This is a genomic window from Mesorhizobium sp. B2-8-5 (assembly GCF_006440675.2).
GTDB lineage: Bacteria > Pseudomonadota > Alphaproteobacteria > Rhizobiales > Rhizobiaceae > Mesorhizobium.
Genome location: NZ_CP083951.1, coordinates 6,362,378 through 6,377,834 on the forward strand (window position 1 = coordinate 6,362,378; position 15,457 = coordinate 6,377,834).

General features: G+C 63.7%; 13 protein-coding genes. 8 read left to right on the top strand and 5 right to left on the bottom strand.

Going from position 1 to position 15,457, the window contains the following annotated elements:
• Positions 1–15: 15 nt before the first annotated feature.
• Complete coding sequence (locus FJ430_RS31115; RefSeq protein WP_140706282.1) at positions 16–2,118, bottom strand: bifunctional rhamnulose-1-phosphate aldolase/short-chain dehydrogenase; 2,103 nt, start codon at positions 2,116–2,118, stop codon at positions 16–18.
• Between the two features lie 188 nt (positions 2,119–2,306).
• Between FJ430_RS31115 and FJ430_RS31120 the strand changes: the two genes are divergently transcribed.
• The 7 genes from FJ430_RS31120 (at position 2,307) to FJ430_RS31150 (ending at position 9,443) form a co-directional block, all read left to right on the top strand.
• The gene (locus FJ430_RS31120; protein ID WP_140706285.1) at positions 2,307–3,116 is read left to right on the top strand and encodes a DeoR/GlpR family DNA-binding transcription regulator; all 810 of its coding nucleotides are present in this window, start codon (positions 2,307–2,309) and stop codon (positions 3,114–3,116) included.
• A gap of 55 nt (positions 3,117–3,171) precedes the next feature.
• Entirely contained in the window at positions 3,172–4,167 is a 996-nt protein-coding gene (gene rhaS, locus FJ430_RS31125; RefSeq protein ID WP_140706287.1) for a rhamnose ABC transporter substrate-binding protein, read from the top strand.
• An 84-nt stretch (positions 4,168–4,251) separates the two neighbouring features.
• Positions 4,252–5,811: a sugar ABC transporter ATP-binding protein gene (locus FJ430_RS31130; RefSeq protein ID WP_140706289.1), complete on the top strand. Its 1,560-nt coding sequence runs from the start codon at positions 4,252–4,254 to the stop codon at positions 5,809–5,811.
• On the top strand, positions 5,808–6,785 hold the full coding sequence (locus tag FJ430_RS31135) for an ABC transporter permease (protein ID WP_140706291.1): 978 nt from the start codon (positions 5,808–5,810) through the stop codon (positions 6,783–6,785). Before FJ430_RS31130 ends, FJ430_RS31135 begins: the two co-directional genes overlap by 4 nt.
• A complete protein-coding gene (locus FJ430_RS31140; protein WP_140706293.1) occupies positions 6,782–7,783 on the top strand; it encodes an ABC transporter permease in 1,002 nt (333 codons plus the stop codon). The genes FJ430_RS31135 and FJ430_RS31140 overlap by 4 nt, the downstream gene beginning before the upstream one ends.
• Positions 7,783–8,097: an L-rhamnose mutarotase gene (rhaM, locus tag FJ430_RS31145; RefSeq protein ID WP_181175432.1), complete on the top strand. Its 315-nt coding sequence runs from the start codon at positions 7,783–7,785 to the stop codon at positions 8,095–8,097. Before FJ430_RS31140 ends, rhaM begins: the two co-directional genes overlap by 1 nt.
• The gene (locus FJ430_RS31150; protein ID WP_140706297.1) at positions 8,094–9,443 is read left to right on the top strand and encodes an FGGY-family carbohydrate kinase; all 1,350 of its coding nucleotides are present in this window, start codon (positions 8,094–8,096) and stop codon (positions 9,441–9,443) included. Before rhaM ends, FJ430_RS31150 begins: the two co-directional genes overlap by 4 nt.
• 14 nt (positions 9,444–9,457) lie before the next feature.
• Here the strand turns inward: FJ430_RS31150 and FJ430_RS31155 are convergent, their stop codons facing one another.
• Both FJ430_RS31155 and galE read right to left on the bottom strand, forming a co-directional pair.
• The gene (locus FJ430_RS31155) at positions 9,458–10,714 is read right to left on the bottom strand and encodes a D-amino acid dehydrogenase (protein ID WP_140706299.1); all 1,257 of its coding nucleotides are present in this window, start codon (positions 10,712–10,714) and stop codon (positions 9,458–9,460) included.
• Between the two features lie 183 nt (positions 10,715–10,897).
• The gene (galE, locus tag FJ430_RS31160; protein WP_140706301.1) at positions 10,898–11,893 is read right to left on the bottom strand and encodes a UDP-glucose 4-epimerase GalE; all 996 of its coding nucleotides are present in this window, start codon (positions 11,891–11,893) and stop codon (positions 10,898–10,900) included.
• 331 nt (positions 11,894–12,224) lie between these two features.
• Between galE and hemA the strand changes: the two genes are divergently transcribed.
• The gene (hemA, locus tag FJ430_RS31165) at positions 12,225–13,502 is read left to right on the top strand and encodes a 5-aminolevulinate synthase (RefSeq protein WP_140706303.1); all 1,278 of its coding nucleotides are present in this window, start codon (positions 12,225–12,227) and stop codon (positions 13,500–13,502) included.
• A gap of 73 nt (positions 13,503–13,575) precedes the next feature.
• On the opposite strand, the gene FJ430_RS31170 is transcribed toward hemA, so the two are convergent.
• Entirely contained in the window at positions 13,576–14,742 is a 1,167-nt protein-coding gene (locus tag FJ430_RS31170) for a pyridoxal phosphate-dependent aminotransferase (RefSeq protein WP_140706305.1), read from the bottom strand.
• Between the two features lie 111 nt (positions 14,743–14,853).
• Entirely contained in the window at positions 14,854–15,276 is a 423-nt protein-coding gene (gene mscL, locus FJ430_RS31175; protein ID WP_140659383.1) for a large conductance mechanosensitive channel protein MscL, read from the bottom strand.
• Positions 15,277–15,457: the final 181 nt, after the last annotated feature.

The following is a 15,457-nucleotide window of genomic DNA, read 5'->3' on the forward strand; positions in this document are numbered from 1 at the left end:
CGGGGAGAAGGAAGCTTATCGCGTAAAACTTTGCGCGTTGCCGGCGTCGACGTTGACGATATTGCCGGTCGATTTGGCCGACATGTCGGAGGCGAAGAAGTAGATCGCCTCGGCAATGTCTTCCGGGAAGACCGAGCGCTTCAGCATCGAGCGCGAGCGGTAATGCTCCTCGAGATCGTCGGTCGACATCTTGTAGGCGGCGGCGCGCTGTTCCTTCCACTCGCCGGTCCAGATCTTGGAGCCGCGCAGCACGGCGTCCGGATTGACCACGTTGACCCTGATCTGGGCTTCCGCGCCCTCCAGCGCCAGGCAGCGGGCAAGATGGATCTCAGCCGCCTTGGCCGTGCAATAGGCGGACGCATTCGGCGATGCGGCGAGGCCGTTCTTGGAGGCGACGAAGACGACGTTGCCGCCGATCTTCTGGGCGCGGAACAGGCGGAAAGCCTCGCGCGAGACGAGGAAATAGCCGGTGGACAGGATGTCCATATTCTTGTTCCACAACGCCAGCGTCGTCTCCTCGATCGGTGCCGAAGAGGCCAGGCCGGCATTCGAGACCAGGATGTCGACGCCGCCGAATTCGACCGCAGTTTCGGCGAAGCCGGAAAGCACTTGATCCTCGAAGGTGACATCGATGCGCACCGGACGGACGACGTCTTTTCCGTAGGCCTTCGAGAGTTCGTCATTGGCGCTGGCCAAAGCCGCTTCGTCTATATCGGCAAGCACAACGCAAGCGCCTTCGCGCAGCAGCCGGTTGGCGGTGGCGCGGCCGATGCCGCCGGCGCCGCCGGTGACCAGCGCGATCTGGCCGGCCAGCGCCTTCGGCTTCGGCAGGCGCTGGAGCTTGGCTTCCTCGAGTTGCCAGTATTCGATGTCGAAGGCTTCCTGCGCCGGCAGGCCGACATAGGACGAGACCGTCGAGGCGCCGCGCATGACGTTGATGGCGTTGACGTAGAACTCGCCGGATATGCGCGCGGTCGCCTTGTCGCCGGCGAAGGTGAACATGCCGACGCCGGGCATCAGATAGACCACGGCATTGGGATCGCGGATGGCCGGCGAGTCCGGATGCTTGCAGCTGTCATAATAGGCCTGGTAGCCGACACGATAGGCGGCAATGTCTTCGGCGAGCCGCGCGATGACGGCGTCGACTTCGGGCTTTGCCGGATCGAACTCGATGACCAGCGGTCGGATCTTGGTGCGCAGGAAGTGATCGGGACATGATGTGCCGAGCGCCGCCAGCGGCCGCAAGTCCTTGGAGTTAACGAATTCGAGCACGGCCGGCTGGTCGTCGAAATGGCCGAGCTTGTGGCTTGTTTCGGAGATCAGGCCGCGGATCCTCGGCATCAGCTTGGCGGCGATGGCGCGGCGTGCCGGTGCTTCGAGCGACTGGACGGCCTCGCCGCCGAAGATCGCCTTGCCCTCGGATTTCCGCTCGAACCAGTCGATCGCCTGGTTGATCACCGAGATCGTCGTCTCGTAGCACTCCTTCGGCGTGTCGCCCCAGGTGAAGAGGCCGTGGCTTTCCAGCACGACGCCCTTGGCCTCGGGGTTTTCGAGGCAGAATTTCTCCAGCCACAGGCCAAGCTCGAAGCCCGGCCGCTTCCAGGGCAGCCAGCCGATGGCGTCGCCGAAGATCTCCTTGGTGATCGCCTTGGAATCCTTGGCCGCGGCAACCGCGATGATGGCGTCGGGATGCATGTGGTCGACGCAAGCCTTCGGCACGTAAGCGTGCAGCGGCGTGTCGATCGAGGCCGCGCGCGGATTGAGGTTGAAGGTGCAGTGGGGCAGGTAGCCCACCATCTCGTCCTCGTGCTCGACGCCGCGATAAAGACCTTTGATGGCACGCAGCTTGTCCATGTAAAGCGTGGCGAAACCGTCAAGCTTGATCGAGGCGCTGTCGCCACCGGAGCCCTTGACCCAGAGGACTTCCACCTCCTCGCCGGTGAGCGGATCCTTCTGCCGGACCTTGGACGAGGTGTTGCCGCCACCGTAATTGGTGACGCGCTTGTCGGACCCCAGCGTATTCGAGCGATAGACCAGGAGCTCGGGACCGCTCATCCCTTCGGCTTTTGCATCGTCCCAAAGATTGGCGAGGCGCGAGCCGGAGCGCTTGTCGAGCATAGGTATCCTCCCTTGGAGCGCGAACGCCGCATCCCTCATTTCTCGCCGGGAATGTCTACGCAAGCGCCTCGCTTGTCAATCACAAACGATCAATATCGCTCATATTGCACTGCACAATGAAAATATTTGATCGGAAATGATTGACACTGCGCGTTTTCTAAGGCCTGATGCTTGGGCAGGGAGGAACCATGCACGAGAAAGAGCGCCACAGGATCATTCTGTCCGCCGTCCAGGAAAAGCCTGTGGTGACGGTGCAGGAAATGGTCGAGCTGACGGACTCCTCCGAGGCGACGATCCGGCGCGACATCGCGGCCCTCCATGTCCAGAAACGCTTGCGCCGGGTGCGCGGCGGCGCCGAGGCGATCTCGCCGCCGCAGTTCATCGGCCTTGCCGGCCGGCCCTTCTCGGTCAACGAAACGCTGAACGCCGCGCAAAAGCGGGCGATCGCGCGGGAAGCGGTGAACCTGTGCACGGACGGCGAGCCGATCATCATCAATGGCGGCACCACAACCTTCCAGATGGTGCATTTCCTGACCGGCCGCCGGATGCCGATCTTCACCAATTCCTTCCCGATCGCCGAGCATCTGCTCAAGCACTCGAAGAACACGGTGATGCTGTCGGGCGGCACGATCTACCGCGAGCAGAACATCATCCTGTCGCCCTTCGACAATGACGTGACGCGCAACTTCTATGCGCGGCGCATGTTCATGGGTGCGCAGGGGCTGGGGCCGCTCGGACTGATGGAAGGCGATCCGCTGCTGATCCAGGCGGAACAGAAGCTGATCGACCAGGCCGACGAGCTGGTGGTGCTGGTCGATTCCTCGAAATTCCGCATGCGCTCCAGCCTGATCCTGTGCGGGCTGTCGCGCATCGCGACCGTGATCACCGACGACGGCATCGAGGACCGCGAGGCCAAAATGCTGGAAACGGCGGGCGTGGCGCTGATCGTCGCCCGCAGACAGTCAAGCGACAAGGGAGAATCTTCACTGCAGGCCTGAGGGAAACTCACGCCCGCAGCGGCGATGGAATGCAACGCTCAAGGGAGGATATTCGATGAGCTTTTTGAAGAAACTGCTGGTTACGGCGGCCTTTTCCACCGCCATGTTCGTGAATGCCGCCTATGCCGAGAACGTCAAGATCGCGCTGGTGGTGAAGTCGCTCGGCAACGGCTTCTTCGACGCCGCCAACAAGGGCGCCGAGGAAGCGGCCAAGGAACTGGGCGATGTCGATGTCATCTACACCGGCCCGACCAAGGCGACCGCCGAAGCGCAGATCGAAGTGATCAATTCGCTGATCGCGCAGAAGGTCAACGCGATCGCCGTTTCGGCCAATGACGCCGACGCCCTAGTGCCTGTGCTGAAGAAGGCGATGGAGCGCGGCATCACCGTCATTTCATGGGATTCCGGCGTCGCCAAGGAAGGCCGCCAGCTTCACCTCAACCCGTCCGACACCGGCCTGATCGGCGAGACGATCATCAAGCTTGCCGCCGACTACCTGCCGGAAGGCGGCGACGTCGCGATCCTCTCGGCGTCCTCGACGGCGACCAACCAGAATGCCTGGATCGAGGCGGCCAAGAAGGTGCTGCCGGAGAAGTTCCCGAAGATCAAGCTGGTCGCCACCGTCTATGGCGATGACGACTCGGCCAAGAGCACCGATGAAGCCAAGGGCCTGCTGAAATCCCATCCGAACCTCAAGGCGATCATCGCGCCGACCACCGTCGGCGTCGTCGCCGCCGCGCAGGTCGTCACCGACGAGAACCTGATCGGCAAGGTCAACGTCACCGGCCTGGCGCTGCCGTCCGAGTTCAAGAAGTTCATCGACAACGGCGCTTCGCAGGCTGTCGCGCTGTGGAACCCCATCGATCTCGGCTACTCGGCGATCTACCTCGCCCATGACCTGGCGGTGAAGAAGGAAGAAGCCAAGCCCGGCGCTACGCTGTCGATCGGCCGCGTCGGCAAGGTGACGCTCGACGACACCAACTCGGCCGCGATGGCTCCGCCCTTCCAGTTCGACAAGACCAACATCGACAAGTTCTCCAAGATCTACTGATTCCGGTCGACTTCAAGTTCCTGCGGCGGGACAATTGTCCCGCCGCATCTTCAAACGGACCTTCTCTCGGGGCCTGATACGGATATGGACACGACAGCCCAGCGCAAAATAGAGACGGAGCGGCCCGGGCCTTCAGGCCCGGCCCAAAGCGCCTCTCCTCGCCTGACGCTCTCAGGCATCTCGAAAAGCTTCCCGGGCGTGCGTGCCCTGCATAATGTCAGCCTGTCGCTCTATCCTGGACAGGTGACGGCGCTGATCGGCGAGAACGGCGCCGGCAAGTCGACATTGGTCAAGATCATGACCGGCATCTACCAGGCCGACTCCGGCGAGATCGGCATCGACGGCCAGGCCACGACGCTGCCGAGCGCGCATGCCGCCTTCGGCCACGGCATCACCGCCATCCATCAGGAAACCGTGCTGTTCGACGATCTGTCGGTCGCCGAGAACATCTTCCTTGGCCACGCGCCGCGCACCCGTTTCGGCACCATCGACTGGCGCACCATGCGCAAGAACGCGCGCGAGGTGCTGGAGACGATGCGCGCCGGCCATATCGACGCCGATGCACGACTGAGAGATCTCGGCATCGCCAACAAGCACCTGGTGGCAGTCGCCCGCGCCATGTCGATCGATGCGCGCATCGTCATCATGGACGAACCGACCGCAGCGCTTTCGATGAAGGAGATCGAGGAGCTTTTCCTGCTGATCGAATTCCTGAAAAGCGATGGCAAGGCGGTGCTGTTCATCAGCCACAAATTCGATGAGATCTACCGCATCGCCGATCGCTATACGGTGTTTCGCGACGGCGAGATGGTCGGCGAAGGCCTGCTCAAGGACGCCGGCCAGAACGAGATCGTACGCATGATGGTCGGCCGCAATGTCGACCACATCTTTCCGCAGCGCGAGCCGAAGATCGGCGCGCCGGTGCTGTCCGTCTCCGGCCTGTCGCATCCGACCGAGTTCGACGATATCGGCTTCGAATTGCGCAAGGGCGAGATCCTCGGCTTCTACGGGCTGGTCGGCGCCGGGCGCAGCGAGGTGATGCAGGCGATCGCCGGCATCACCCGCACGAGCCGGGGCGCGATTTCACTCGACGGCCGGACGATCGCACCGAAATCGGCTGCGGATTCGATCGAGGCCGGCATCGTCTATGTGCCCGAAGAACGCGGCAAGCAAGGCGTGGTGATCGGCCTGCCAATCTTCCAGAATGTTTCTCTCCCTTCACTGGCGCGCACCTCGAAATCCGGCGTGCTGAGGCTGGCGGAAGAGTTCTCGCTCGCCCGCTCCTATACCGAGCGGCTCGACCTGCGCGCCTCATCGCTGAGCCAGGATGTCGGCACGCTTTCCGGCGGCAACCAGCAGAAAGTCGTTATCGCCAAATGGCTGGCCACAGCGCCCAAGGTGATCATCCTCGACGAGCCGACCAAGGGCATCGACATCGGCTCCAAGGCCGCCGTGCACGGCTTCATGGCCGAGCTGGTCGCGCAAGGCCTGTCGGTGATCATGGTGTCGTCCGAGCTGCCCGAAATCCTCGGCATGTCGGACCGCGTCGTGGTCATGCGCGAAGGCCGTATCGCGGCGACCTACGACAACAAGAGTCTCGACGCCGAAACGCTGGTTCGGACGGCAGCGGGGATCGCGGCATGAAGAGCTTCCTCAAATATCGCGAGATCTGGCTGCTTGCCGGCATCGTCGTGCTGATCGGCCTGATCTCGACGCGCTTCCCCGGCTTCGCCGACCCCGCCAATCTGCGCCAGGTGTTCAACGACACCTCGATCCTGATGATCCTGGCGCTGGGGCAGATGGTGGTGATCCTGACGCGCTCGATCGATCTGTCGATGGCCTCCAACCTCTGCTTCACCGGCATGGTGGTGGCCATGCTGAACGCCGCGCATCCGGCGATCCCGATCCCGATGCTGATCGTGATCGCGCTTCTCGTCGGCCTGGTGCTCGGCGCCATCAACGGCCTTCTGGTGTGGCGGCTGAACATCCCGTCGATCGTGGTGACGTTGGGCACGCTCACCATCTATCGGGGCGCCACCTTCGTCGTCTCCGGCGGCGCTTGGGTCAATGCCGACCAGATGAGCCCGGACTTCATCAACTTCCAGCGCGTTGCCTTCCTCGGCCTGCCGGTGCTGTCCTGGATCGCGATCGTCGTGATCGCGCTGTTCTTCCTGGTGATGACGCGGACCGCGATCGGCCGCTCGATCTACGCCATTGGCGTCAATCCGACCGCCTCGGTCTATGCCGGCATCGATGTCGGCCGCACCAAATTCATCGTCTTTTGCATTTCCGGCATGATCGGCGGGCTTGCCGGCTATCTGTGGATCTCGCGCTATGTGATCGCCTCGGTCGAGGTCGCCAACGGCTATGAGCTCAACATCATCGCCGCCTGCGTCATCGGCGGCATCTCGATCGCCGGCGGCATCGGCTCGGTCGGCGGCGCGGTGCTGGGGGCGCTGTTCCTCGGCATCATCTCCAACGCGCTGCCGGTCATCAACATCTCGCCCTTCTGGCAGATGGCGATCTCGGGCAGCGCCATCATCCTGGCCGTGGTGCTCAACGCGCGCGGCGAGCGCCGGCAGGGCCGCATCATCCTGAGAAAGGCGGAAGCGGCATGACCGACACCCCTGCCCCGCGCCATATCCCCGACCGGCTCGACAAGCCGCTGTCCTCGGCGATCTTCTCCTGGGAAGCGCTGCTGGTCGTCATCGCGGTCGCCATCTTTGCGGTCAACAGCTTCGCTTCGCCCTATTTCCTCGATCCGTGGTCGCTGTCGGACCTGACCTTCAACTTCACCGAAAAGGGGCTGATCGCTCTAGCCATGGCGCTGCTGATCATCTCCGGCGAGATCGATCTCTCGGTTGCCGCGATCGTGGCTTTAGCCTCGACGATGATGGGCGTGGCGGTGCAAGCCGGTGCGGGCACCCCAGTGCTGGTGGCGATCGGCATCGTCGTCGGCCTTGGCTGCGGCTCCTTCAATGGGTTGCTGGTCACCCGCCTCGGCCTGCCTTCCATCGTCGTCACCATCGGCACGATGAGCCTGTTCCGCGGCATCGCCTTCATCATCCTCGGCGACCAGGCCTACAAAGGCTATCCGGAAAGCTTCGCCTTCTTCGGCCAAGGCTATGTCTGGTGGGTCTTCTCGTTCGAGCTGGCGCTGTTCCTGATCGCGGCGCTGATCTACTGGTTCGTCCTGCACCGCACGAGCTTCGGCCGCCGGGTCTTCGCCATCGGCAACAACCCGGTGGCCTGCCAATTCTCCGGCGTGCGCGTCAACCGCATCAAGTTCATCCTGTTCTGCCTGACCGGGCTGATGTCGGGCATCGCCTCCGTGCTGATCACCTCGCGGCTCGGCTCGACGCGGCCGTCTATCGCGCAGGGCTACGAGCTTGAGGCGATCACCATGGTGGTGCTGGGCGGCGTCTCGATTCTCGGCGGCGCCGGCAGCATTCTGGGCGTCGTGCTCGCCGCCTTCATCATGGGGCTGGTGACGTTCGGCCTCGGACTGCTCAACGTGCCCGGCATCGTCATGTCGATCTTCATCGGCCTGTTGCTGATCATCGTCATCGCGCTGCCCATTATCTGGCGCCGCCTGCGCGTGGGACGCTTCGCCTGATGGAGAAATACGCCTTCAAGATGAAGCTCAATCCCGGCATGAAGGCCGAGTACCAGCGGCGCCATGACGAGATCTGGCCCGAGCTAGTTGATCTGCTGAAGCTGGCCGGCGTCTCCGATTATTCGATCCATCTCGACGAGGAAACCAACATCCTGTTCGGGGTGCTGCGGCGGCGTGACGACCACGGCATGGCGGACCTTCCGAAGCACCCCGTGATGCAGCGCTGGTGGGCGCATATGGCCGACCTCATGGAAACCAAAACCGACAACGAGCCGGTGGCGGTGCCGCTGGAAACCGTGTTCCATATGGCATGATCGTCGCCGTCATCGATATCGGCAAGACCAACGCCAAGGTAGCGCTGGTCGATCTCGCGACGCTGAGCGAGATTGCACTGCGCCGTATCGCCAATGCTCCTGTGCGGCAGGCGCCCTACCCGCATCACGATGTCGAGGCGCTGTGGACGTTCATCCTCGACAGCCTGGCCGATCTCAACCGCGAACAGCGGATCGATGCGATATCGATCACCACGCATGGCGCGACCGGCGCGCTGGTCGACCGCTCCGGCGAACTGGTACTGCCGGTGCTCGACTATGAATTCGACGGCCCCGACCAGCTTGCGGCCGACTACGACGCCGTGCGTCCGCCCTTCGCCGAAACCGGTACGCCGCGGTTGCCGATCGGCCTCAATCTCGGCGCGCAATTCTTCTGGCAGCAGAGACAATTCCCGGCGGAATTCGCCAAGGCCGCCGCGATGCTGATGTATCCGCAGTACTGGGCGCTGCGGCTGACCGGTGTCGCTGCCAATGAAGGCACGTCGCTCGGCTGCCACACCGATCTGTGGAACCCCTGGACGTCCGATTACTCCTCGCTGGCCGACAGGATGGGCTGGCGCCGGTTGATGGCGCCGGTGCGGCCAGCAAAGGATCGGCTTGGCCCGATCCTGCCGGAGCTGGCGCAACGCACAGGGCTCGACCCGCAGACGCCCGTATTCTGCGGACTGCACGATTCCAACGCCTCGCTGCTGCCGCATCTGTTGTCCGACGCACCGCCCTTCTCGGTCGTTTCGACCGGCACATGGGTGGTGTCGATGGCGGTGGGCGGCCGGAAGGTCGAGTTGGACGCGGCGCGCGACACGCTGGTCAACGTCAATGCGCTCGGCGATCCTGTGCCGTCGGCGCGGTTCATGGGCGGACGCGAGTTTTCGCTGTTGACCGACGGCCAGCCACAGGAATGGAGTGAAGACGACGTTGCCGCCGTGCTGGCGCAGAAAGCTCTGCTGCTGCCGTCCACTCAGCAGGGCTCCGGACCGTTTCCGCAGCGCGCCGCGCAATGGTGTAACGCCGACGACCTGAGCTCCGGCCAGCGCTTCGCCGCCATCTCATTCTACCTGGCGCTGATGACCGTGACCTGCCTGGAGCTGATTGGCGGCGACGGGCCGACAACCGTCGAGGGACCGTTCGCGCAGAACCCGCTTTTCATCCGCATGCTGGCGGCAGCGACGGGAAGGCCCGTCATTGCATCGGAGGCCTCGACCGGCACCAGCATCGGCGCCGCGCTGCTGGCGTCGGATGGCGCTACGGTCACGAGCAAAGGCGAACGCACCGCACCGCCAATCGAGCGCGCTTGGCGCGAATACGCGTTGGCCTGGCAGCAGGCGTGAAGCTCTAAGCCGGCTCAGCGCGCCGTCCCGTAGAGCAATCCCTGCGGATCGATCTGCGGCTTGCGGCCGGCAACGACGTCGGCGAGGAACTGTCCCGAGCCGCAGGCCATAGTCCAGCCGACATGGCCGTGGCCGGTATCGAGATAGAGATTGCGGTATTTCGCCTGGCCGATAACCGGCACCGAGTTCGGCATCATCGGCCGCAGGCCTGCCCACAGCACGGCCTTCTTCTCGTCGAAGGCGCCCGGGAAAAGGTCCTTTCCGGTTTCCAGGATGGTTCTGAAATCGCCGGGCTTGAAGCTGCGGTCGAAGCCGGTGAATTCGGCCGTCGAGGACATGCGCAGGCGGTTGCCGAGCCTCGAATAGCCGATCAGCCGGTCCTCGTCGGCGCCGCCCATGGTCGGCCCCTTGCTTTCGTCTTCTAGGGGAATCGTCGCGGTGTAGCCTTTCACCGGATAGACCGGCAGGTCGATGCCGTAGCGGCGGCCGAGCAGGCCGCTTTCCGGCCCCATGGAGATGACGATGGCGTCGCCGGCGAGCGGGCCGGCCGAAGTCATGACGGCGCGCACCCGGTCGCCCTCGATGTCGAGGCCCTGGACCGTCGTGCCGAACAGGAATTTGACGCCGAGCTTCTCGGCGGCATAGGCCGCGAGCCTGTCGGTGAACTGCTTGGAATCGCCGGTCTGGTCGATCGGCGAATAGATGCCGCCGGCGATCTTTTCCTTCACGCCGGCAAGGCCCGGTTCCAGCTCGACCAGGCGCTCGCGGCCGACGATCTCGATCGGCAGGCCGTGCTCGCCGAGATAGCGGTAATTGTCGGTGCCGGTGTCGACGCTCTTTTGCGATCGGAAGAAGTAGAGAATGCCCTTCCTGCGCTCGTCGTAATGGATGCCGGTTTCCTCCGAGAGCGCGTTGATGCAATCGCGGGAGTGGAGTGCCAGCCTGAGCTTGATATCGGTGTTGGCGCGCAGGCGCTTCACCGTGCATTCGCGCAGGAAACGCAGGCTCCAGGCATAGAAATAGGGATCGAGGCGCAGCCTGACCTTGATGCCGAGGTCGTGGTTCCAGAGCGCGCGCAGGAAGGTCTTCAGCGCGGCCGGCGAGGCCCAGGCGGTTGCGTCGCCCGGCGAGACCAGGCCGGCATTCGACTGGCTGGTGCCGCGCGCCGCCGCTTCGTGGCGCTCGATCACCGTCACCTCATGACCGTCCTTTGCCAAATAATAGGCGGCCGCCGTGCCAACCACCCCGGCGCCGAGAACCAAGACCTTCATGCTGTCCCCTCAGGATCGAACAGGGCAGCGCGCCTCGACGCACCGCTGCATGAGGCTCAATACCGCGTCTAAAGACGCCGGACGAGCCCTTGGCCCAACAGCTCAGTTTCATTACGCAATTCCGGAGGGAAGGCTACGGCGAAGTCGCCGAACCCAACCGCTACACACTTTTCCCGGAATTGCTCAGGTTCGAACGGAGTTCTTGGTCGTCAGGATGCGTTCCCAGGCCAGCGCATCGTTGACGATCAAGTCGAGATCGTCACGCTGCGGCGTCCAGCCGAGTTCGTTGCGGGCAAGCTCGGAATTGGCGACCACGGCGGCGGCGTCGCCCGGCCGGCGGTCCCCCATGCGCACATCGAAGTCATGGCCGAAGGCGCGGCGCACGCTGTCTATCACCTCGAGCACGGAATAGCCGTGGCTGTAGCCGCAATTGGCGACGAGGCTCTCGCCACCGGCGCGCAGCCGCTGCAGCGCCAGCCGGTGCGCGGCGGCGAGATCGCTGACATGGATGTAATCGCGCATGCAGGTGCCGTCCGGCGTCGGATAGTCATTGCCGAAGACCTGCATGAAGGGGCGCTTGCCGAGCGCGGTCTCGCAGGCGACCTTGATCAGATGCGTGGCGCCGGGCGTCGACTGTCCGGTGCGGCCCTTTGGATCGGCGCCGGCGACGTTGAAATAGCGCAGCGCCGTGTAGCGGATGTCGTGCGCCAGGGCGGCATCGCGCAGCATCCACTCGCTCATCAACTTGGAAAGGCCATAGGGCGATTCCGGCGCAAGGCGGGCATCCTCGCGCACCGGCTCCAGCCCGGCGCCGCCATAGACGGCGGCGGTGGAGGAGAAGATGAAATGCGGCACGCCTTCGCGCACCGCGGTTTCGATCAGCGTGCGGGTCTTGCAGGTGTTGTTCTCGTAGTAACCGAGCGGGTCGGCGACCGATTCCGGCACGACGATCGAACCGGCGAAGTGGATGATGGCATCGACCTTGTTGTCGCGGATGATCCGGCCGACCAGGTCACGATCGGCGACATCGCCGACGACCAACCTTGCTTCCGGGGCCACCGCCCATTCGAAGCCGGTGGAAAGCCGGTCGAGCACCACGACGCTCTCGCCGGCGTCCAGCAGCTCCCAGACCATGTGGCTGCCGATATAGCCGGCACCGCCCGTCACCAAAACCGTCATCATCTACCTCGCTGATCAAGATTTATCGGAAACTGTCTCAACAGCCACCGTGCTGGAAACCCCGCCGCAAGCCCGTTAAAGCCTATGTCGTTCGCCCAAACCGCTGTGCACTTTTGGGCGATATGCATTGGCCTCCCTACAGTGTTAAATCCGTAACAGTTCCTCCCGCCCGAGGCATCGTACTGAAACAAAGCTGCTTCAAACAGCCGGGAATAGGCCACGATCCGGCATCGTTAGGAACAGGGTAAAGGCGTGGCATTTTGACCGGTTGGGTCCGGTGGACGTGGCATGGGGCAGTGACTATGATCCGCCGCAAAATTGGGAAGCCGACATGAATTACCAGCGGTTCTTCGAAGATGCGATCGATCAGCTCCACGCCGAGCGTCGCTATCGCGTTTTCGCCGACCTCGAGCGCATGGTGGGCAAGTTCCCGCGCGCCATCTGGCGTTCCAACGGCCGTGCCCAGGAAATCACCGTTTGGTGCTCCAACGACTATCTCGGCATGGGCCAGAACGAAGATGTCATCGCCGCCTTCCAGAACGCGGCCGGCCGGATGGGTTCGGGCGCCGGCGGCACCCGCAACATCTCCGGCACGTCCAACCCGCTGGTCGAACTGGAGCATGAGCTCGCCGACCTGCACGACAAGGAAGCAGCCCTTGTCTTCACCTCGGGCTTCGTCTCCAACGAGGCCTCGATCTCGACCATCGCGCGGCTGCTCCCCAACTGCCTGATCATCTCGGACGAGCTGAACCATGCCTCGATGATCGAAGGCGTTCGGCGCTCGGGCGCGGAAAAGAAGATCTTCCGCCACAACGACGTCGCGCATCTGGAAAGCCTGCTGCAGGCGGCCGGGCGCGAACGCGCCAAGCTGATCGTCTTCGAAAGCGTCTATTCGATGGACGGCGACATCGCGCCGATCAAGCAGATCGTCGAGCTCGCCGAACGCTACAACGCCATGACCTATATCGATGAGGTCCATGCCGTCGGCATGTACGGACCGCGCGGCGGCGGCATCACCGAGCGCGAAGGCCTGGCCGACCGCATCGACATCATCCAGGGCACGCTGGCCAAGGCCTTCGGCACGCTGGGCGGCTACATCACCGGCACCAGCGCGGTGATCGACGCCGTGCGTTCCTATGCGCCGGGCTTCATCTTCACCACTGCGCTGCCGCCGGCCATCGCCGCCGCCACCACCGCCTCTATCCGCCACCTCAAACGCTCGCAGGTCGAGCGCGACGCACAGCGACGCCAGGCGGCGCGCACCAAGCAGGTGCTTGCGGCGGCCGGCTTGCCGGTGATGGAATCGGCCACCCATATCGTGCCGGTGCTGGTCGGCGACCCCGAGCTTTGCAAGATGGCCAGCGACCGCCTGCTCGGCGTGCACGGCATCTACATCCAGCCGATCAACTATCCGACGGTGCCGCGCGGCACCGAGCGGCTGCGCATCACGCCGACGCCGTTCCATTCGGACGCGCTGATCGCCGAATTGCAGGACGCGCTGGTCGAGACCTGGGATGCCCTGGGCATTCCCTATGCCAGCTCCGGCCGTCCCGCTGTCGCCAAGACCGATCGGATCATTCCGCTCCTGGTGCCGAAATCAGGCGGCTGACGTTACGTCTGCCTAAGAACGAAGCGGTGCGGAAAAGGGTTCGTAAACAAACACTTCCCGACCGATTGCGACCTCACACCGTCTTCATCCATTTCGCCAAACGATGCGCCGCTTCCTCGAGCTGATCGAGGCGACGGTGGAAGCATAGTCTGAGGAAGGCTTCGCCGCCGGGGCCGAAGGCGGTGCCGGGCGCCAGGCCGACATTGGCGTTGTCGACGATGTCGAAGGCGGCTTTTCGGGCATCGGTGAGGCCGTCGACCCTGAAGAACAGGTAGAAGGCGCCTTGCGGCACGGTGAAACGCGCCTTGCCGGTTTCGCCCAGAATGCCGCAGACGAGATCGCGGGCGGCCCGCGCGCGCGCCACCTGTTCGGCGATGAAGCCGTCGCCCTCGTCAAGGGCGGCGACCGCGCCGCGTTGCATGAACTGGGCGACGCCCGAGGTCGAGTACTGGATCAGGTTTTCGAACACCTGCTGCAAGGCGGGATGGGTCTTGATCCAGCCGACGCGCCAGCCGGTCATCGCCCAGTTCTTGGAAAAACTGTTGACGAACAGGATGCAGTCCTCGGGCGTGGCGACGTCGAGGAAGGAGGGCGCGCGGCCGTGGCCGTAGTGGAACAACGAATAGATCTCGTCGGCAATGATCCACAGGCCCTTTTGGCGGGCGAGATCGAGGATCGCCTGGAGCGTCTCCTTGTCGGCCGTCCAGCCGGTCGGGTTGGACGGCGTGTTGATGAACAACAGCTTTGTGCGCGGCGTGATCGCGGAGGCGATCTTGTCGACGTCGCAGGACCAGCCATTGCCGGACTGGTCGAGGGTGACCGGCACCGGCACGGCGCCCGCCACGCCGGCGGCCGCGGCGAAGTTCGGCCAGGCGGGCGAGAGGTAGATCACCTCGTCGCCGCTGCCGGCGATCGCGTCGATGGCCAGTTGGATGGCATGCATGCCGGATCCGGTGACGATGAACTCTTCCTCGGCGAAGGTCCCGCCGAAGTGCCTGGCGTAGTAGCGGGCGAGCGCCTGCCTGAGCGCGGGAATGCCCTTCTGCCAGGTGTAGAACGTCTCGCCGTCGGCCAGCCCTTTGGCGGCGGCATCGCTGATGAAGGAAGGCGTCGGCAGATCGCCCTCACCGGCCCAGAGCGGGATCAGGCCTTCACGCAACCGGCCGTGATTGACGACGGCGACTATGCCGCTTTCGGGTGCGGCTCGGGCTTCGGTGCGCAAGGTCTGGATCAGGGTCATGCAAGAATCCGTCCGGTTTTTCATGACTGCTAGCCTCTTTTACGGCAGCCGCAAACAGAAAACCCCGGCCGCAGGCGGCCGGGGTTTTGGTCCAGGGCGCTCGTTGCGGAGTTACCGTTTCGCGAGCAGGTCGCGGATTTCGGTCAGCAACTGCACGTCGGCCGGCGGTGGCGCAGCGGCAGGCGCGGGCTTTTCGCGCTCCAGACGCTTGCGCATATTGTTCACGGCCTTGACCATCAGGAAGATAATAAAGGCAAGGATCAGGAAGTTCAGCACCACGGTGATGAAGCTGCCATAGGCGAAGACCGCGCCCTCTTTCTTGGCATCGGCCAGCGCGGTCGAATGAACGTTCGAGGACAGTCCGAAGAAGTAATTGTTGAAGTCCAGCCCGCCGAAGATCGCGCCGACGATCGGCATGATGATATCGTTGACCAAGGAATCGACGATCTTGCCGAAGGCGGCGCCGATGATGACGCCCACGGCCAAGTCCATCACATTGCCCTTGGAAATGAATTCCTGGAATTCTTTCAGCATTCGACCCTCCGTGACGGACCGCGCTGCCGCCTCACCAATGTCCTTCGGCGCCGGCCCCAGGCCACCATAACAAAAACCCCCAGTTGCAAAACCGGAAAATAGGCCAAAGCACCGCTTTGTGTTTACGCAGCGTCATCAAGCACATATGCGCCGAAAGCCGCGATGGACTCAGGCGCCAGGC